The 18,696-nt window shown below is 38.8% G+C and carries 19 protein-coding genes; 4 read left to right on the top strand and 15 right to left on the bottom strand.

What is annotated here, in order from left to right:
• Positions 1 to 12: 12 nt before the first annotated feature.
• The 5 genes from arsB to BW724_RS23095 form a co-directional block, all read right to left on the bottom strand.
• Positions 13 to 1,089, bottom strand: coding sequence for an ACR3 family arsenite efflux transporter (arsB, locus tag BW724_RS00815; protein WP_088073225.1), 1,077 nt, complete (start codon positions 1,087 to 1,089; stop codon positions 13 to 15).
• 58 nt (positions 1,090 to 1,147) lie between these two features.
• Positions 1,148 to 1,495 carry an ArsR/SmtB family transcription factor gene (locus tag BW724_RS00810; protein ID WP_088073224.1) on the bottom strand — a complete coding sequence of 116 codons (348 nt, stop codon included), beginning with the start codon at positions 1,493 to 1,495 and terminating at the stop codon, positions 1,148 to 1,150.
• A 234-nt stretch (positions 1,496 to 1,729) separates the two neighbouring features.
• Positions 1,730 to 2,446, bottom strand: coding sequence for a TraR/DksA C4-type zinc finger protein (locus BW724_RS00805; RefSeq protein ID WP_088073223.1), 717 nt, complete (start codon positions 2,444 to 2,446; stop codon positions 1,730 to 1,732).
• A gap of 154 nt (positions 2,447 to 2,600) precedes the next feature.
• A complete protein-coding gene (locus BW724_RS00800; RefSeq protein ID WP_088073222.1) occupies positions 2,601 to 3,116 on the bottom strand; it encodes a spore coat protein in 516 nt (171 codons plus the stop codon).
• A gap of 213 nt (positions 3,117 to 3,329) precedes the next feature.
• Entirely contained in the window at positions 3,330 to 3,569 is a 240-nt protein-coding gene (locus tag BW724_RS23095) for a hypothetical protein (RefSeq protein WP_205160396.1), read from the bottom strand.
• A gap of 286 nt (positions 3,570 to 3,855) precedes the next feature.
• Here BW724_RS23095 and BW724_RS00790 point away from each other — a divergent pair, with 286 nt between their 5' ends.
• Positions 3,856 to 5,118, top strand: a complete 1,263-nt coding sequence (locus BW724_RS00790; RefSeq protein WP_088073221.1) for a hemolysin family protein — start codon at positions 3,856 to 3,858, stop codon at positions 5,116 to 5,118.
• A 785-nt stretch (positions 5,119 to 5,903) separates the two neighbouring features.
• On the opposite strand, the gene wrbA is transcribed toward BW724_RS00790, so the two are convergent.
• Both wrbA and BW724_RS00780 read right to left on the bottom strand, forming a co-directional pair.
• Positions 5,904 to 6,503, bottom strand: coding sequence for an NAD(P)H:quinone oxidoreductase (gene wrbA, locus BW724_RS00785; protein ID WP_088073220.1), 600 nt, complete (start codon positions 6,501 to 6,503; stop codon positions 5,904 to 5,906).
• 187 nt (positions 6,504 to 6,690) lie between these two features.
• Entirely contained in the window at positions 6,691 to 7,065 is a 375-nt protein-coding gene (locus BW724_RS00780) for a DnaJ family domain-containing protein (RefSeq protein WP_088073219.1), read from the bottom strand.
• 589 nt (positions 7,066 to 7,654) lie between these two features.
• On the opposite strand from BW724_RS00780, the gene BW724_RS00775 reads away from it, so the two are divergent.
• The gene (locus BW724_RS00775; protein ID WP_088073218.1) at positions 7,655 to 7,834 is read left to right on the top strand and encodes a hypothetical protein; all 180 of its coding nucleotides are present in this window, start codon (positions 7,655 to 7,657) and stop codon (positions 7,832 to 7,834) included.
• Positions 7,835 to 7,949: 115 nt separating this feature from the next.
• Here the strand turns inward: BW724_RS00775 and BW724_RS00770 are convergent, their stop codons facing one another.
• From BW724_RS00770 to BW724_RS00755, 4 genes are all read right to left on the bottom strand, one after another.
• A complete protein-coding gene (locus tag BW724_RS00770; protein WP_088073217.1) occupies positions 7,950 to 8,708 on the bottom strand; it encodes a Crp/Fnr family transcriptional regulator in 759 nt (252 codons plus the stop codon).
• Positions 8,709 to 8,819: 111 nt separating this feature from the next.
• Entirely contained in the window at positions 8,820 to 10,811 is a 1,992-nt protein-coding gene (locus tag BW724_RS00765) for a heavy metal translocating P-type ATPase (protein ID WP_088073216.1), read from the bottom strand.
• A gap of 64 nt (positions 10,812 to 10,875) precedes the next feature.
• On the bottom strand, positions 10,876 to 11,088 hold the full coding sequence (locus BW724_RS00760) for a heavy-metal-associated domain-containing protein (RefSeq protein ID WP_088073215.1): 213 nt from the start codon (positions 11,086 to 11,088) through the stop codon (positions 10,876 to 10,878).
• 2,008 nt (positions 11,089 to 13,096) lie between these two features.
• A complete protein-coding gene (locus tag BW724_RS00755; protein WP_088073214.1) occupies positions 13,097 to 13,624 on the bottom strand; it encodes a YceI family protein in 528 nt (175 codons plus the stop codon).
• A 238-nt stretch (positions 13,625 to 13,862) separates the two neighbouring features.
• On the opposite strand from BW724_RS00755, the gene BW724_RS00750 reads away from it, so the two are divergent.
• Together BW724_RS00750 and BW724_RS00745 are read left to right on the top strand one after the other, a co-directional pair.
• On the top strand, positions 13,863 to 14,846 hold the full coding sequence (locus tag BW724_RS00750) for an ABC transporter ATP-binding protein (protein ID WP_088077573.1): 984 nt from the start codon (positions 13,863 to 13,865) through the stop codon (positions 14,844 to 14,846).
• Positions 14,824 to 15,597, top strand: a complete 774-nt coding sequence (locus BW724_RS00745; protein WP_088073213.1) for an ABC transporter permease — start codon at positions 14,824 to 14,826, stop codon at positions 15,595 to 15,597. The genes BW724_RS00750 and BW724_RS00745 overlap by 23 nt, the downstream gene beginning before the upstream one ends.
• A 145-nt stretch (positions 15,598 to 15,742) precedes the next feature.
• Here BW724_RS00745 and BW724_RS00740 read toward each other — a convergent pair whose 3' ends face one another.
• The 4 genes from BW724_RS00740 to BW724_RS00725 form a co-directional block, all read right to left on the bottom strand.
• Entirely contained in the window at positions 15,743 to 16,117 is a 375-nt protein-coding gene (locus BW724_RS00740; RefSeq protein ID WP_088073212.1) for a hypothetical protein, read from the bottom strand.
• A gap of 199 nt (positions 16,118 to 16,316) precedes the next feature.
• Positions 16,317 to 17,168 carry a VOC family protein gene (locus BW724_RS00735; protein WP_088073211.1) on the bottom strand — a complete coding sequence of 284 codons (852 nt, stop codon included), beginning with the start codon at positions 17,166 to 17,168 and terminating at the stop codon, positions 16,317 to 16,319.
• A gap of 296 nt (positions 17,169 to 17,464) precedes the next feature.
• Positions 17,465 to 17,656: a hypothetical protein gene (locus BW724_RS00730; protein WP_088073210.1), complete on the bottom strand. Its 192-nt coding sequence runs from the start codon at positions 17,654 to 17,656 to the stop codon at positions 17,465 to 17,467.
• Positions 17,657 to 17,745: 89 nt separating this feature from the next.
• Positions 17,746 to 18,588, bottom strand: a complete 843-nt coding sequence (locus BW724_RS00725; protein ID WP_088073209.1) for a tyrosine-type recombinase/integrase — start codon at positions 18,586 to 18,588, stop codon at positions 17,746 to 17,748.
• Between the last annotated feature and the right edge of the window lie 108 nt (positions 18,589 to 18,696).

The following is an 18,696-nucleotide window of genomic DNA, read 5'->3' as shown; positions in this document are numbered from 1 at the left end:
CTCCTTTATGATTTAATTTTTGATTAGACTGCTTTCTGGGAACCAGTGCCTCGTGCGATTTGCGATTTTTACTAAGTACAGCATAAGCGGTACTTCCACTAACACACCGACAACAGTAACAAGGGCTGCACCATGGTTTAAACCAAATAGGGCGATGGCCACGGCAACTGCTAATTCAAAAAAGTTACTAGTTCCAATCATTGCTGCTGGCGCTGCTACACTATGCTGAATTCTCCACCACTTCGCCCAATAATATGCGATGGCAAAAATGAAGAGGGTTTGAATGATCAATGGTATAGCAATCAATCCAATGTGGAGCGGATTGTTTAAAATTACTTCACCTTGGAAGGAGAAAATAATAATCAATGTAAGTAATAACCCAATAATCGTAAAGTTCCCTGCTTTTTTCAGATAAACGTTCTCAAACCAATCCATCCCTTTTCTTTTTACTATTAAGACACGGGATATATAACCTGCTGCTAATGGAATGATAATGAATAATAGGACGGATAAAAATACAGTATCCAATGGTACAATCACGTTATTAACTCTGAGAAGTAGTGCAACAATCGGTCCATATGCAAAAATTAAAATGAGATCATTAACGGAAACTTGAACAAGGGTATAACCTGCATCACCCTTCGTCAAATAGCTCCACACAAACACCATGGCTGTACAAGGTGCCGCTCCTAATAAAACTGCCCCGGCTATATATTCCGTAGCTAGAGTTTCTGGAATAAACGGCGTGAAAATAAACCTGAAGAACAACCATGCAAAGAAAAACATTGTAAATGGCTTGATGAGCCAGTTAACAACAAGTGTTATCACAAGTCCCTTTGGTTTTTTCCCAGCATTTACGATACTAGTAAAATCAATCTTTGCCATCATCGGATAAATCATTAACCAAATTAAAATGGCAACTGGAATCGATACACTTGCGTATTCGAATTGTTCCAACGCATTAGGTACTGCAGGAATAAAATGACCCACAGCAATCCCAATAATAATACAAAGTGCGACCCAAAGTGTTAAGTATCGTTCAAAAAAACTGAGGCCTTGGCCCTTATCCTGGGCTTCATTATTACTCATGTTCGACATTCCTCCAACCATTACTATTTAGAAAAAAATTAGCTTAATTTTACATATGTCAGTCACAGCACACTCTTAGACCCTTAACCTCTAGCTCTCGAATTCGATCCTTTTGGTTCGGAAAGTGTTGCACAATACTTTCGACGAGGGGAAATGCTTCAGAATCAGGGTCTACACGATAGAAAATCCATTGTCCTTGTCGACGTTCCTTAACAATTCCAGCAGTTTTAAGCTTTGCGACATGTTGACTAATGGACGGTTGACTCATTTCCAATAATTCTACAAGCTCACAAACACAACACTCATCATGCATCAACAAAGATACAATATTCAGTCTCGTTTTATCCCCAAGAATCTTGACAATTTTTGCACCTTGGTCAATATCAAGCTTATTTCCTATCGTCATGATACCCCTCCTTTTACTTGCAACCCCATTATATAAGCAAACACTTATATAAGCAATGACTTATATATTAAGAATTTGTAAATTTAATTAAATTAAATAAACCACCCTCAAGATGTTTGATGTTTGGAGGGTGGTTGTTGATATAATAATATTTTTACCCTAGTAAACCCCTGTTTCGTTCGATTACACTATATAAGACCACCCCATCGGTTATATGAGGTGGTACTTAGTCATTTATTGCTCATTATTATCAAAAATGGAATCAGCATCATTTTCGTCTAGATAATTCTCATATTTTCTGTGATCAACACTAACTCCAGAAAAGTTACCTGAAATATCGGCTGTTATAATCCCTTCAACGTCTTCTACTATACCAACGTTTTCCTCTGATTCAACAAACATACTGTTATAGTCTTTTTCCGTATCGCTAAAGTCTGATGGTGATTCAGATGATCCATACACGCTTACTGCTTGCCATGCATCTTCAGAATCGAAAAAGGTTTGATTTTCATTACTTTCATCGTACTCAAATTTTCCAAACGCCGGCTTTAACACGTCTTCTTCCACAGGTCGCTGATTTGTAACGATATTTTCTTCTGAGTGTTCAATACACCTTCTTGTTGTCGGTACAGCCTCTAGCCTTTCATAAGGAATAGGTTCTCCACACTTTTCACAAACACCATATTCTTCTTTATCTATTGCTTGTAATGCTGCATTTATTTGATCGAGATAATGCTCAGAATGCTCATTTAAAGCTATATCTTTCTCTCGTTCGTATAATTCAGTTCCATGGTCACCAGGGTGATTATCGTAATTAGACAATTCTCCAACTGATTCTTTTATTAGCTCAAAGTCGAGTCCATAATGTTGACCACTCAGACGTTCTTCAAGTTCATGTTTCATTCCTTTAAGTGATGATTTTAGCTCTGTTAACTGTTCTTTTGTAAGCAACAGATCACCTCCAAATCTTTGCCTTCTCTTGTAGTATGCTTCCTAACAACCACAACTCTCTACAAAGATTTTGGAATCTCTATGTCATAATTAGGCTATAAAAGAAAAACCTTCAGCTTTTGTTTACTGAAGGGAAATAAATGATGATTCTTATTTAAGACTTCATTGACATTGCTTTTCTTGCTGTTTTTACATCACCATCTAATAATTCCTTTAAATTATATGCTGGATAGAGGCCTTGTTTTTCCATAAATTCATACATCTCAGCATGAAGATCGATGGACTTAGTAAGCTGTTTTTTTAATGTCTTGCGTACCTGTGGTGTCGCTGTTTCTGTTATTGCGATACTATAATTGCGGACTGTTGCTTTTGCAAGACCTAATAAATCACCTGCAAAAAAAGCTGTCATGTCATCTCTTTCTTGTGGCTCCTCTTCATCCCGAGGCATTTGTGGTGGCTCCTCTACATCCCGAGGCATATTCGGATAAAATAACAGTAATTCATTTAAATTATTGCTTATTTCTGATATAGCTTTTTGGAAAATTTTCTTTAGTTCTTCATTTTTCACATCTGGCAAAGACTTTTTTAGCTTCATAAGTCCATTTGCCTGAAATGCAACTAATTCGTGAATCTCTAGGGTTTCATGCCATGCTAAGTGTTTTTTCTCCATACTTTAACCTCTCCTTGTGAATATTTAGCCCTGTTAAACATTGATGTTGATTTAACAGGACCTTATTTTTAAAGCACACATAACATAGCCTATTCATCTAGAGATTGTTTACGTTCCAATAATTTACAGATGTTTGGTTGAATTGGTTTTTCATGAGCGTTTCGAGTAGTACCAATTATTAAAAAACAACTCTATTTTTTTGAATACTGTCAATTACAACGAATTATTTTCATTTTGCTGCCTGATCTCTTCCCTAGCTATATCACGATTAGCTTCCTCTAAGTTTTTATGCTCATTAACTGAATCGCCAGGATAGTATTGATTTGTGTTTAACGGATCCCTAGAGCTTGTATCAGTACGGATTGTATATTCAGCTTCCGTTGGCGTGTCTGTTAATGTGACCTTATCAGCAGCATAATTACCTGTTTCTTTTGCGTCTTTTTTCCTCATCATTACTCAGCTCCAATCGTTATTTTGATTAATCTACTCTTTGTATAAGGACATACCTTTTTACATATAACAAATGTTGAATTTAACTTCTATTTCACCTTTCAAAACTTCCAATTAACAGTAACAGTACTTATATTGTTCTCTTAGATCTCCTTAGGATTCCTCCCAGTTTCTAGTGTTTTATGATGATCAAATCGGGAAACTTGGGAAGTATAATCCTAAAAAGGACTAATACTTAAAATGTTCTAATCGAAGAATACATAAAGCTCAATCAGAAAGGGTGGGAAAAATGACCGGAATTCCAATTGGATTAACGATTATGCTCATCCTCCTAACCATTATGTCTGCATTTTTCTCATCAGCTGAAACTGCCTACTCCAGTGCCAATCGGCTACGTGTGAAAACTTTAAGTGAGGAAGGGAATATAGGAGCAAAGAGATCGCTCTACATTCTCGACCATTTTGATAATGCACTTTCGACAATTCTAGTCGGAAATAATTTGGTGAACATCGCATTGGCGACAATATCTGCACAACTAGCCACGGATATATTCGGTCCTAGTCTAGGAGTATTTATCAGTACATTTGTTGTAACAACAATCATACTTATTTTTGGCGAGATACTACCAAAGTCATTTGCTAAGGAATTTGCAGAATTCACCTCCGCTAAGTATTCATTCATTCTTGTTACATTAATGAAGATACTAACACCTGTGACCTGGCTTTTTTTACAGCTACGAAAACTCGTTTCATCTCTCATTCGAAAAAGTGATAATCCTTCCGTGACCGAGGAGGAGCTAAAGGAGCTAGTAAAAATAAGCAATGAAGAAGGGATTATTGATGAAGTTGAAAAAGAGCTGGTCCATCGTTCTTTTGACTTTAACGATATCATTGTTGCAGAAGTTTTTAAGCCACGTACAGATATGATAGCTGTAGACAGTAATGTACCTATCGAAGCTATTAAAGAAGTTTTTATAAGGGAGAGCTACTCCCGTATCCCTGTCTTCGATGGCGATATAGACAATATCATTGGAATTCTCTCAGAACGTGATTTTTTAAAAGCATATATAAAGGAAGGAGACAATTTCCGTATACAAGAATTATTACGACAGCCTGTTTTTGTTGTTGAGACAATGAAAATCCATACACTACTTCCACAATTACAGAAGAATAAGGGGCATATGGCAATCGTAATTGACGAATATGGAGGAACTTCAGGTCTTATCACATTAGAAGATATTCTTGAAGAATTAGTAGGTGAAATATGGGACGAGCACGATGATGATGAGAAACATTTTCAGGAGATTGATGAATCGACTTTCATTTTTAATGGCGACTATCCTATTGATGACTTCGTTCGTTTAACTGGGATAGAATTGCCTGATACAACCTATCACACACTCGGCGGCTGGCTATCGGATATTTTTCAACGCATTCCACAAAAAAATGAAGAGTTAACATACGAACATATTCATCTTCAAATTACTGAGTCCGATGATCGTCGCGTGCATTTTGTGCGTGTTACCATCAATAATGAAATGACGCTTAGTTAGGGGGTGTCTTTTTCTGAGGATACTCCTTGATTTTTGGCTGCTGTTGTACATTTAGTTTGCACATCTGTGTATTTGCTCATCTGCGTTTTTGCGCATAAGTCCAAAGCTCGCTTGGCTTATTGACAGTTTTGATCGTGAAAACTTCAAATCTGTCGGTATCAACTCGCTTTATCGACTGTTTTGCTCGCGAAAATTTCAAATCTGTCCGTATCAACTCGCCTTATCGACTGTTTTGCTTCTGAAAAATACAAATCTGTCGGTATCACCACGCTTTATCGACTGTTTTGCTCGCGAATAATTCAAATCTGTCGGTATCATCACGCTTTATCGACTGTTTTGCTTCTGAAAAATGCAAATCTGTCGGTATCAACTCGCTTTATCGACTGTTTTGCTTCTGAAAAATGCAAATCTGTCGGTATCACCTTGCCTTATTGACAGTTTTGCTCGCCAATAATTCAAATCTGTCGGTAAAGCCTAGATCATCAACCGTTATCATCAAGTATCATTTTTCCATTTGATTTTCAAACAAAAACAGCCTAAAATATTCAGAAAAGTTAAATTATTCACAAGGAAATAAATAAACATTTTTGTTTATTAAGTACGTTTTGTTGGATCAAATGCTTTAAATCCCCTTTAATCGCATTAGTTCTACTTGCTTTAATTGCTTTATTAATTCTACTTGCCTTATTTGTTTAATTATTTTACTGCTTTGCTTTATATGAATTAAATAAAGCCTTAGCTCGTCTTTTCGAGCTAAGGCTTTCGTCTCATCATTCCGGCTGGATCTACTTTATTTTTTGCGCAATATCCACAGTTCTCTTAGCTTGATGCTTAACTGCTCCTTGCACATCTTCCTTCATATTTCCATCTTGATCCACCGTTACACTTGCACCATAAGGATTTCCCCCTGAGCTAAAAATGACTGGGTCGGAATAACCAGGTGCAGCAATAATTGCGCCCCAATGGAACATCGTTGTATAGAGGGATAATATGGTTGCTTCTTGGCCTCCATGGGCGTTACTTGCAGAGGACATGGCGCTGACAACCTTATTCACTAACTTTCCATTTGCCCAAAGTCCGCCAGTAGTATCTAGAAACTGCTTCATTTGTGCTGGCATATTCCCGAACCTTGTTGGTGTGCTAAAAATCAGACTATCCGCCCACTCTAAATCATCAAGTTTCACTTCAGGTACATCTTTTGTAGCATCAACATGTGCTCTCCATGCCGGGTTCGAATCAATCGCCTCATCTGGAGCTAATTCAGGAACCTTTAGTAGTTTTACTTCTGCTCCTGCTTCCTCTGCCCCTTCTTTTGCCCATTGTGCCAACTGATAATTTGTTCCAGTTGAGCTATAATAAATAATTGCCAATTTTACTTTTTCCATTTTTTGTAACCCCTTTGCATCTTATTTTTTGTAAAAATTACCATGTGTTCACTCACAAATAGTTTGTTCCTTTCCTACTGGAAATATTCTCTAATGTACAAGTATCCTCCATAAAGCTTTACCCACTTCGTCCAAAATACTAACATCAAAAAACAAGCAAGATTGTTCTTGCTTGTTTGGTGGGAGATTATAACCACTTATGTTGATCTCGTTCTAATGTCTCCAATGACACAAATGCTTTTTGAAGCCTCACTGGACATTGCCGGTTGTATTTCTTAATGAGATTATTTATTTCCTTAATGGTTGCCTTTTCTTCCTTCTCTGTTACAGTACTTTTTTCACGCTTCTGTAAAAGCTCGAGAATAGTATCCCTTACTTTATGTTGTGCCTTAATCCATTCAGGAAGATAATTTGCATTTTTGATAACGCTATTAAGGGGATCACTGTTTAGGGTTTCCTGTGATAAAGGTTTCCCCTTTCCTTCTAAATGCTCGAATCCACCCCGTTTTTCATACTCTTTATAAATTTCACCCATAAGATCCCGGCTAGATGATTCATCCATATCCAATCCCTCCCATAAGTAATTGAGACAAGCACAAGACCTTATCTTATGCCTTATTTACCGAACAACACCTCTTAAAGTAACATTACCACAGTGTATATATATTTTTCCAGGTGCTTCAAGCCTCATATTCTAGTGCAACAGTTCTGCTGAGACTTCCTCAAGGACTGTTGTGACGTCCCCCTTTTTTCAACACCCTTTGCGTTTTCTCCAACTTCTCACTTTAAAGTACAATTTCCGCCTAAATGCCCCAAGCACTACCACTATTATAAAAATCTCATTATATGTCAGCAAAATTGTACACCCTTTACCAAATAAATCTGTTATCTACATATTTTTTGCAATAACTGATCCATTCAAGCGCTTGCCACCATTATTCCCCTGGAAATTTACACAACCAAGCAGGAATCTATCGAAAAACAAGCGAATTTCTCCTATAATCATATAAGAACACTAATCTTGTTCTTTGCTGAAGATACTAGTAGAACAAACGCAATTCCTAACAGCAAACATAGAAAAAAGTTGCCACTAGTCGAAATGACAAGGCTGGTAAAAAACTGACCTTTTTGAAGGCAGAGGAGGAACTCCATTGAGTTATTTTCTTAAATATCTATTAATAGCAATTACTGCGATTTCACAAGTATGCATCATCGTATTTTTAATCATTGATCCATTTAAAATCTTTTGGTTTGTCGCACTTCTCATGATGTCTCTATGTATTCTCTTTGGTATCTTAATTTATGAAAAAAGAAAGTATGAAAAGGAGTGAACGGTGGGCGTAACAGTGGATGGAATGGCAGCGTAACTGATGAAGCTGATCGGTTGCGTTGACAGATAGGACGGACACCCAAAAATATAATGAAAAACACTTGTAGATACAATGGTTATTCCACCATATCCACAAGTGCATCATAGTCTACTATGATTATTTCCCTTTGCCCTACAAGCTCCACAACGCCCATTTCTTGAAAACCACTCAAGCGACGACTTAATGTTTCTTGGGTTATTCCAATATAGGAAGCCAAATCTTTTTTTCTCATTGGAAGAACGACACGGATACTAGACACCTGTATATCTTCCCCTTTAATACCTTCACCAATTTGACCCTCGGCAAGCTCCAGTAAATAAGAGGCTAACCTTTTTTCAGCATCTTGGGTACTAAGTCTCTCCACCGTTTTTTCCGTATCCCTTAGACGTCTGCTGAACTCCTCCAATACTTTCATTCCAATAGCAGGCTTACTCTCTAGCAACTTCATAATGTCTGACTTACTTATCATGCAAATCTCTGTTTTTTCCACCGCTTCAGCAAAACTTGATGAAACATCATTGGAGAAAATAGATAGCTCCCCCATGAAATCCCCTGGCTCCATAAACCGAATCAGTTGCTCCTTGCCAGACTCCGTCAGCCTGTAGATTTTCACTTTACCTTTATGAACAATATACAAGGATCCCAGCAAATCTCCCGCCTGATAAATATGTTCACCCTTATCATATAACCTCTGTTGACTCGCATTCACGACCTCTAACAACTCTTCATACTTCAAGTGGTTAAAAATCGGAACCTTTGATACACATAGTTGGTAGGAAGTGTGCTCACAAGAATGCGTCCCAGATGATTCACATCGATGCTCATTGTTTTCCATTGATTCTCCTCCCTTCGCTGACCAGTCGTTTTGAGGAAATTAAACCTTAGGTATGCATATGCCACGATTTTTTTAAAACCTAGCAAAACTTAATCCTATATTAATTTAAGCTTAAGCCACGTCCTTCTCACCTATGGAGGATTTCTGCTCCCCTAATCCATCTTGGCCATCAGCATTTCCCGCAGCAACTCCAATACTTCTCTTCCCTTTATTATACCGCACAAGTCGTACAGCATTTAAGATGACGAGTAAAACACTTAACTCATGAATGAGCATGCCAGATGCTAAATAAACAACCTTCGCCAATACACCTGCCAACAATAGAAACACAATTCCTACGGCAAAAAACATGTTTTGCTTCATATTCCTCACCGTCGCCTTCGAAAGACTGTAGGCATAAGAAAGGCGATCTAGTTTGTCAGACATGAGTACCATATCCGCCGTTTCCAAAGCAACGTCAGTACCTGCACCACCCATGGCCACCCCAATGTCAGCTGTAGCAATAGCTGGAGCATCGTTTACCCCGTCCCCCACCATTACTACTTTATAGCCTTGGTTACGTAACGCCTTCACCTTTTCCACTTTTTCTTCTGGTAGAAGCTCCGCATGCACCTCATCGATTCCCAATTGATTCGCAACCAACTTAGCAGTACGACGGTTATCCCCAGTAAGCATCATCGTTTTCTTAATTCCACTACCCTTTAACTCCCTGATGTTGTCCAAGGCATCGTCACGAATTTGATCTGCGATGGAAATAACACCTAATATCCCTGACTGACCCGTTACAAAAATAGCTGTACACCCCTTATTCTCTTGGTCACGTACATATGCTTCCACCTCTGCAGGAATAGCTTCTAATGAATCATGGGCAAGCTTACCCACGAACTCATGTCCTTCAACACCCTCCCCAAACTCGAGATGTTGCACAACCCCTTTACGATTGCCAATAAACAACTTCCGGCCTTCCACCTCGGCTACAATTCCGCTTCCCTTAACAACATTAAATTCACTAGGCGCTTGATAAAACTCCAAACCCCTCTTTTTCGCCTCAGTCACAATGGCCTTTCCTAAATGGTGCTCTGAAATCACTTCCGCCGAAGCAGCCAGCCTCAATAGCTCATCTTCCTCCACACCAAAGGAGCGGATCGCCGTAACTTCTGGTTTCCCTTTCGTTAACGTCCCCGTTTTATCGAAAACAACTACGCTCGCCTTCGATAAGCCTTCCATGATCTCTCCACCTTTTACAAGGATCCCATTTCTCGCTCCATTACCAATTCCAGCAACAATCGATACTGGAGCCGAAATGACTAATGCACCTGGACAGGCGATGACGAGAAAAGTCAGCGTCAATCGAATATCCCTCGTCAACATGAACACCAAGATGGATAAAACTAAAATTCCTGGCGTGTAAAACGAAGCAAATTTTTCAAGAAACTTCTGTGTTTTCGCCTTTGATTCTTGCGCCTCTTCCACCAGTTCGATAATTTTTGCAAAAGTCGTATCTTCCCCGACCTTTTCTGCGACAACCTCTAAATACCCATTGTCCACGATCGTCCCACTGAATACATGATCTTCCATTCTTTTTTTCACAGGAACAGACTCACCAGTGATCGCCGCTTCAATGATGTACCCTTGCCCTGAGACCACAGCGCCATCCACCGCTACCTTCTCACCAGATTGAATGAGCACCCTGTCCCCTTCCACAATCTCTTCAGCAGGAATCTTCACCGACTCCCCGCTTCGAACCACCGTGGCCTCTTGCGGAGCCATGTCCATGAGCGATTGGAGCGACGACCTCGTTTTTTCCAACGTCCGGATCTCTAAGTAAGCCCCGAACAAAAATAGAAACGTGACAACCGCCGACTCCACATACTCCCCAATGATTAAAGCACCAACAACTGCAATGGTAACGAGCAGCTCGATCGTGAACACACGGTTTCGAACCGCCTTAAACGCCTTGATGACAATCGGATACCCAGCTATGACGGACACAAGATTTAACGTAGCATCCTTGAGAACGTGAAATTCTAGAAAGTGGAGCAACAATGCGACTAACAATAAACCGCCAGAAACAAAGACCCGAGCACTCCCCTTCGTTTTCATAACAACCACCACCTTTTTTGGAAAACAATAATTGATGTTTCTTTCCTAGTTTAAAAGCCTTTGTTTAAATCGCTCTTTGAACCGAGTAACCTATCCCCTCAACAACACTCCTCAGCTGGTCGGGAGTCACTCCCTCATCGACCTCCACCTTCACCTTACTTGAGTGAAACATCACCTTCACCCCTTGAACCCCCTTCTCCCTCTTTAACGCCTTCTCAATATTTTGAATACAACTTGGACAAGACAATGGTTCTAATTGTAGCTTTACTATTTTCATGGTTTCATTCCCCCTTCTGTTTGATTACCTTCATCATATCGGGAGTGCTCAGCTTAAACCTTGACGTAAATCAAAATTCAGGAAAAATGTGATATTTAGTTTGGACAACTACTTTAAATTGAAGTGCAATTACATTTCATATGTAATCTGAAATACTACTTTAGATGGAATTTCAGATGGAATATCAGATAAATCGGTGTGGGGGAATTCGAAGTACTACTTTAGATGGAATTTCAGTTGGATTAATTTGTGTAATTTGAAGAGCAAATTTAGATTGAAATGCAATACATGTCATATGTAATCTGACATACTACTTTAAGATAGAATTTCAGTTGGATTAATCTTCTTGGAAGGGAGTAGCTAAAGATGGTGTAGGTTTATTGGGAATGGAAGAGAAAATTCCGGTTCAGTATCGGAAACTCTAGTTAGTTCAAAAAAAAGGTAATTTGCCTTGGGTTTTTGAACGATGCTGCTCGACTCAACGCGTAAAGGGAAATTAAAATGCGTTTATTTAACCGAAGCTGCTTGACACATCGCGTAAAGGGAATTTAAATTGCGTTTATTTGACCGTAGCCAGAGCGTGGTATCCACTTCGGGAACTATCAACGCTTTTTAGTGCCCCAAACCTTGCACGGCCTCGGCTTCGGGCACTATCAACACATTTTAGTGCCCCAAACCTTTGCATGATCTCTCCTTCGGGCACTATCAATACAATTTAGTGCTCGAAACCTCTGCACGACCTCCGCTTCGGGAACTATCAATGCTTTTTAGTGCCCCAAACCTTTGCACGATCTCTCCTTCGGGAACTATCATCTCTTTTTAGTGCCCCAAACCTTTGCATGATCTCTCCTTCGGGCACTATCAATACAATTTAGTGCCCGAAACCTTTGCACAACCTCGGCTTCGGGAACTATCAACGCTTTTTAGTGCCCGAAACCTCTACACGGTCTAGCCTTCGGGAACTATCAACACAGTTTAGTGCCCGAAACCTTCACACGATCTCTCCTTCGGGAACTATCAACACAATTTAGTGCCCGAAATCTTTGCGCAGCCTCGGCTCCGGGAACTATCATCGCTTTTTAGTGCCCCAAACCTTTGCATGATCTCTCCTTCGGGCACTATCAACATAATTTAGTGCCCGAAACTAGTGCGCAGCCTCGGCTTCGGGAACTATCAACACATTTTAGTGCTCCAAACCTTTGCATGATCTCTCCTTCGGGCACTATCAACACAATTTAGTGCCCGAAATCTCTGCATGATCTCCCCTTCGGGCACTATCAACACAATTTAGTGCCCGAAACCTTTGCGCAGCATCGGCTCCGGGAACTATCATCGCTTTTTAGTGCCCCAAACCTCTGCACGGCCTCGGCTCCGGGAACTATCATCGCTTTTTAGTGCCCCAAACCTTTGCATGATCTCTCCTTCGGGCACTATCAACACAGTTTAGTGCCCCAAACCTTTGCACGACCTCGGCTTCGGGCACTATCATCTCTTTTTAGTGCCCGAAACCTCTACACGGTCTAGCCTTCGGGAACTATCAACACAGTTTAGTGCCCGAAACCTTTGCATGATCTCTCCTTCGGGCACTATCAACACATTTTAGTGCCCCAAACCTTTGCATGATCTCTCCTTCGGGAACTATCATCTCTTTTTAGTGCCCGAAACCTTCACACTACCTCCGCTTCGGGCACTACCATCCCCCGATACTGCCCTAAAACTGAGTGTGGCCCAGGATCCACCAAGAACTATCACCGCTTCATAGGTCAAGCGAGACTGCCGACCATTAATCACCAAATCAAATTGGTTTTTTATTTAATCACCAAAATCAATCTAGTTTTTTAATGAAAACCAAAACCTATTTAGTTTTTTCTAGTAACAAAACTACAGCAAAACAAAAAGCCGCGGCTGTAGAGAGCGGGAAGGCACCTAATAAACTATTAAAGGGCGAAGAAAAATTCTTCGCCCTCTGCTAAAACTATATCAAGTTTAGACTAACATAATGAATCTATTATTCTACGATAAATTCGAAGTTTCCACTTAGTTTAACTTCTTTACCAACTAATACTCCGCCTGTTTCTAGTGGAGCGTTCCAAGTAAGGCCGTAATCTTCACGGTTTAATTTACCCTCTACATCAAATCCAGTTACAGTGCTTCCGTCCATTGGATTTTTAGATGTTCCGTTAAACTCTACAGTGAATTTTTCTGTTTTTGTAACATCTTTAATTGTTACTTGTGCTGTTAATTCATATTCTCCATCAGAAACCTTTTTAATAGAATCTCCTTGAATTTTAATTGTTTCAAAGTTTTCCACATCGAAGAAGTCTGCGGAACGTAGGTGACCGTCGCGATCCTCATTGTTTGTATCGATAGATGCTGCATTCACTGTCACATCAACCTTAAGTGCCTCTAGGTTATCAATATCCCCTTCTACTTTCACATCAAAGTCTTTAAATTCCCCTTTAGCCTTTGCAATCATCATATGTTTTACCTGAAACGAAATCCCACTGTGTACTTTGTCTAATGTAAATGTTGACATAAAAATCTCCTCCTCATTTTTCACCGCTTAAACTTGTTTTTTATAAGTTACTTACTTTATGTAATTAAATATATATTATATAAATAGTTACGTCAAGTAATTAATATCAAAAAATAAAAATCTCCGTCTAAAGGCGGATACTATTTCCATCTAAAGCATGTGGAAGGATATTACAGGTGGCGGTAGTATTGTATTTAGGAAAAACACTACTATTTTTTTACAGGAAGGGCTGAGCCTCGTGGAACCAATCATTGAAGTGAAAAACCTAATGAAAACTTACAAGAAAAGAAGGACAAAAGAACTTGTCCATGCAGTAACAGATGTGTCATTTACCGTAAATCGCGGAGAAATCCTCGGTCTTCTAGGACCTAATGGGGCCGGAAAAACAACGACGATTAAAATGATATGTGGACTACTCATTCCTGATTCCGGAACCATCACTGTTAATGGGTTGAATAACCAAAAGAAACGGTTTGATTCCCTGCGACATATAAGTGCAGTCCTGGAAGGAAACCGAAATCTTTACTGGCGATTAACTGTTAGGGAAAACCTCGAGTATTTTGCCGGAAATCGTGGCGCCTCTCGCAAAGAGGTCGCGGGGAAAATTGATGATCTGTTGGAAAAATTCCGTTTAAAAGATAAGGAAAATGAACTCGTGAATCGACTTTCCCGCGGTATGCAGCAAAAGCTTGCTATCGCTGTGGCCATGCTTGCAGAAAGTGATGTTATTCTACTCGATGAGCCAACATTGGGCTTGGACGTGGAAACTGGGTATGAAGTGAGGCAGCTTTTAAGGGAAATTGTCCGTGACTACAATCGAACCATTATTATCAGTACGCATGATATGGATGTTGTACAAGACCTTTGTGAAAGAACCGTTATCGTTAACCAGGGGAAGATTGTGACGGATGACCGTGTGGAAAACTTGATGAAGCTGTTTGACATTCGCTCCTATACTGTCACTTTAAGTGGTTTGCTTAGTGCCCAACAACAACAGCTACTTTTGCAACAGTTTCCTAATCACGTTTATACCCCTGATACGGTTCAATCAAAATTAGAAGTAGATCTCGCAAAGAGCGAAGAGATTTATAACTTATTTGATGTTTTAAAAATGGAAGCGACACCTGTAGAATCCATTGACCGCAATACAGTAAATTTCGAACAAATATTTATGCAAATCGTAAAAGGAGGAACGAACGATGCAATGGTTAAATCTTCTTAAGGCAAATACAAGGAAGGAATATATAGAACTAAAGCGGTATTTGCCAAATACAATCGCCATGATCTTTACTTTTTATATAATTTTTCTAGGTATGTTTTTTGGTATTCAAATTGTCGGAGATCCATCCACACAGGACGCAAACATTCAGTATGTCATCGTCAACTACATCTTTTGGTTCCTTGCAATGATGATCATTAACTCTGTAGGCTGGCAGATTACTGGAGAGGCAATGAGGGGAACATTGGAGCAGCTTAGTATGTCTCCCATGGGAATTTGGAAAATCATGATGATGAGGTTAGTTGCCTCTACAATCATTAACTTTACTATTATCGTCGTGCTCCTTTATTCATCCATGCTAACAACAGGGCAATGGCTAAATATCGATGTCGTGTCGCTCATGCCTATCCTAATACTTACTCTTATCAGCATGTTTGGACTCGGATTTATCATTGCGGGAATTTCGATTATTTTAAAACAAGTGGAGGCCTTCTTGCAGATCTTACAATTTATATTAGCAGGACTGACGTTTGTCCCACTAACTGTCGCGCCATTTTTAGCATACTTCCCATTCGTAAAGGGAGTGGACTTAGTCCGCAGCATTATGATTGATGGCACCACCCTTAGTCAAATCGGTACTGGTGACTTCTTAATCTTAGGGTTCAACGCGGTTTTCTATTTACTTCTTGGTCTCGTGTTCTTTATTTATTGCGAGAGATTTGCCATGAAAAAAGGATTGCTTTCACATTACTAAGAAGGCTATATTAAACTTTGATGTTGATTTTTTGTTACAGGTACTCGCTTTTACCACAGGCACAAGTGTGACATCTGCGAACACAAAAAAGCCTGTCTGCCTCAATTGATCTTATCGTTGAGACGATAGGCTTTTTCTTTATCATTTATTGTTTACTTTTAAAATACGCGTACACATTCACAACCATTGATAGTGAGATAATAGCAAGAACGATTGTAAAACCTAGATGGATATTCGTCATATAAAATAATAAGGCTAGGAAACCAGCATACGTTGCAACAACGATATTTAGAACAAGTTCAAGCTTCTTATTTAATTTTTTATAAATATCTAAAAGGGTTTGAATTTGCATAATTAAAATCAATACTACGACAAAGTGGACCAGTTCAACAGGAAGTAATCCCCCAAGTGGTTCTCCGTTACCGAATATTAGAAATAGTACGTAAGCTAGGATAATGATAATGAACAGGCTTATTTGAAAGATCCTGTAAGGCTTTGTATATAACTTGTCTTTCTTCACAGTTACTCTCCTCAATTCTAAAGGTTTATTGTTTTGTTGTGATTATTATCTCCTGCGCTCGTGCCAAAGGAAAATATCTATAATCAATTTATCACAAAACAGCACCTCTTTAAAGGCTACCGTGGAAATAGAGTTTCCAATATCACCTTCATGGAGCTAACTTTTTTTGAACCAAGTAAATCTAGTGAAGAAGATATGATTATTCACCGACTACTAAAACAATCTCATTTCCTGATGGGTCTTCGGTTCGATAATCCTTCTTATCTACACTTACTCCAATATTAGTAAGATTGGAGACAACTTTATCTCTCACTTCCTGATTCGGGTAAACCAACGTATAGCTAACAAATCCAACACTATTTTTCGCCGGCGCAGATGCCCCTTCGCCATTCCACACGTTTAATCCAATATGGTGGTGGTATCCGCCAGTTGATAGAAACAAAGCACCTGGATATTTGCTTGTAGCAATATCAAATCCTAGCCCTTTTGTGTAAAACTCCTGTGAACCTTCTAAACTAGAAACATGGAGGTGAATATGACCCATCACTGTTTCAGGTGGGAAACCATTCCAACTCTCATTGCTTTCTGCTAAGAGACCTTGTCCATCTAACGGTTCCGTAGCCATCACTACTTCCCCATTCACCCAATCCCATTCTGAAGCTAAACGGTCATGGTAAATCTCGATCCCATTCCCATCAGGGTCACTAATATACAATGCCTCACTTACAAGATGATCAGACGCGCCAAGTTGAACCCCTGTTTGAACAAGATGATTTAAAAACGCGGACAAATCACTTCTAGTTGGTAAAAGAATCGCAAAGTGAAATAATCCTGTTGTTCGGGCTTTCTTACCTGTAACATCTTCCGGTTGATGTAAAGTAAGTAAAGGATTAGTACCATCTGCTGTCAGTACAGCTTTACGTCCCCCTTTTTCCAGTACACTTAAGCCTAAAAATTCATTATAAAACTGTAGTGATTTCTCTATATTGATCACGTTAATGCTAACTTCACCAACATATACAGTTGGCTTACTGAAAAATTTAGATTCCATAAGATCAACCCTTTCTTGGGTAAAATATTATTTTAATTAAGTTAGTTACTTTATGTAAGTAATTATAAATTTGTTATTTAAATAAAGCAATAATTATGCTTCCGTATATACTTGTTAAAAATGTAACAATATATACAAATAAGTATAATAGCCCATTCACCTCTTTGTGATATGGTGAGCATAATAAAGAACCAACTGCGCAGGAGTAGTCGGTTCTTTAGGATTAAATGTAATTATTTCATCTATAACTAACGCTCTCCGTTTGTTAAATACAGCATTTCGCACACTTAAACAATTCAGATTAGAAGGCTGCTTCCAAAAAGCCAAATCATAGGGGTTACTAAAACTAGTAAGAATAATCCAGTGAACATATACTTTATGTATTGGTTTCTATTTACGCCTTCTCTTAATTCCCATAACCCTAATGTTATTAAATATAGCCCAATCAAAACTGTAATAATTGGAAGTACAATAATTAAACCACCCATTTTGACATCTCCTTTTTTCAAATCTCCCCTTTAGTTTAACATGAATTTCCAAATAAATGTCTAACCAAAGGGGATATTTATTCATTTTATCAGAAATACTTGCGGTATAATTCTCTCCGCATTGCACCACTAAGTTGTGCATAAATCTTTGTTGTCTCACTTTTTTCATGTCCTAATAAATTCTGTATAACTTCCAGTGGAGCACCATTATTCAACATATGAGTCGCATAACTATGTCTCAGTTGGTGAGGATGAATGCTTTTATTTATTCCAGCTCTACTGGATATCCGTTTTATTACATATCTCATCTGTGCAATACTCAACCGACGAGGGGTTCTCTCCGTTACAAATAAAGCCCTATTGGTATCCAATCGTTCTTCCAAGTACCTTTTTAGCCATATCTCACAACGAATATTGAAGTAGACTTCCCGTTCTTTATCTCCTTTTCCTCTTACAATGGCAGACCGACTTTCTAAGCTAATACTTTCTTTATCTAGTAATACAATTTCCCCGATACGACAACCTGTTGAATACATAAATTCAAATAATGCATTCTCAAATGAATTACAACAAGCTTCTCGTAAATATTCGATTTCTTTTTCAGTAAGAAATTTCGGTATCCTTATAGATGTTTTGGGTTCCTTCAGTTTTCTGGCAGGATTATTTTTAATAAATCCTTCATCATTTGCCCATTTAAAAAGGGACTTAACAAAGCGAATCCGATGCCCTAAGCTTGCTGGTTTGAGTCGTTCAGAATCCTTCACTAAGTACGCCTTTAAATCCCTATGTTCTATTTCTTCTAATTTTACTTCTTGAGGAAAGTGCTTGACTAATAGATTATATTGAACGGTATAGGCTTTTAATGTTTGTAGTGAATAACCTTCAAGCATCTTATCCGATTGATAGTTCTCCCAAGCTTCCGATAACAACATCATAGTTCCTCCTTAATAGTTTTATTACTGTTTTTGGCAATCTTCAACAATTACAAACTACTAATAATGAAATGAGTTAAAGAAAGACACTGTATCAAGTGATATAGT

The sequence above is a fragment of the Litchfieldia alkalitelluris genome (genome assembly GCF_002153425.1).
Classification (GTDB): domain Bacteria; phylum Bacillota; class Bacilli; order Bacillales; family Salisediminibacteriaceae; genus Evansella; species Evansella alkalicola.
The sequence above is the reverse complement of the archived record's forward strand: the minus strand, read 5'-3'. Positions and strand labels throughout refer to the sequence as shown.

Bases quoted from the DNA above. Each gene is read 5' to 3' on its own strand.
- BW724_RS00770 (WP_088073217.1), bottom strand. From the start codon at position 8,708: ATGGAAAACAATGAGCATCGATGTGAATCATCTGGGACGCATTCTTGT.
- BW724_RS00725 (WP_088073209.1), bottom strand. From the start codon at position 18,588: ATGTTGTTATCGGAAGCTTGGGAGAACTATCAATCGGATAAGATGCTT.
- BW724_RS00765 (WP_088073216.1), bottom strand. From the start codon at position 10,811: ATGAAAACGAAGGGGAGTGCTCGGGTCTTTGTTTCTGGCGGTTTATTG.
- wrbA (WP_088073220.1), bottom strand. From the start codon at position 6,503: ATGGAAAAAGTAAAATTGGCAATTATTTATTATAGCTCAACTGGAACA.
- BW724_RS00810 (WP_088073224.1), bottom strand. From the start codon at position 1,495: ATGACGATAGGAAATAAGCTTGATATTGACCAAGGTGCAAAAATTGTC.
- BW724_RS00745 (WP_088073213.1), top strand. From the start codon at position 14,824: ATGCAATGGTTAAATCTTCTTAAGGCAAATACAAGGAAGGAATATATA.
- BW724_RS00760 (WP_088073215.1), bottom strand. From the start codon at position 11,088: ATGAAAATAGTAAAGCTACAATTAGAACCATTGTCTTGTCCAAGTTGT.
- BW724_RS00800 (WP_088073222.1), bottom strand. From the start codon at position 3,116: ATGGAGAAAAAACACTTAGCATGGCATGAAACCCTAGAGATTCACGAA.
- BW724_RS00755 (WP_088073214.1), bottom strand. From the start codon at position 13,624: ATGTCAACATTTACATTAGACAAAGTACACAGTGGGATTTCGTTTCAG.
- BW724_RS00735 (WP_088073211.1), bottom strand. From the start codon at position 17,168: ATGGAATCTAAATTTTTCAGTAAGCCAACTGTATATGTTGGTGAAGTT.
- BW724_RS23095 (WP_205160396.1), bottom strand. From the start codon at position 3,569: ATGATGAGGAAAAAAGACGCAAAAGAAACAGGTAATTATGCTGCTGAT.
- BW724_RS00780 (WP_088073219.1), bottom strand. From the start codon at position 7,065: ATGGATGAATCATCTAGCCGGGATCTTATGGGTGAAATTTATAAAGAG.
- BW724_RS00730 (WP_088073210.1), bottom strand. From the start codon at position 17,656: ATGGGTGGTTTAATTATTGTACTTCCAATTATTACAGTTTTGATTGGG.
- BW724_RS00790 (WP_088073221.1), top strand. From the start codon at position 3,856: ATGACCGGAATTCCAATTGGATTAACGATTATGCTCATCCTCCTAACC.
- arsB (WP_088073225.1), bottom strand. From the start codon at position 1,089: ATGAGTAATAATGAAGCCCAGGATAAGGGCCAAGGCCTCAGTTTTTTT.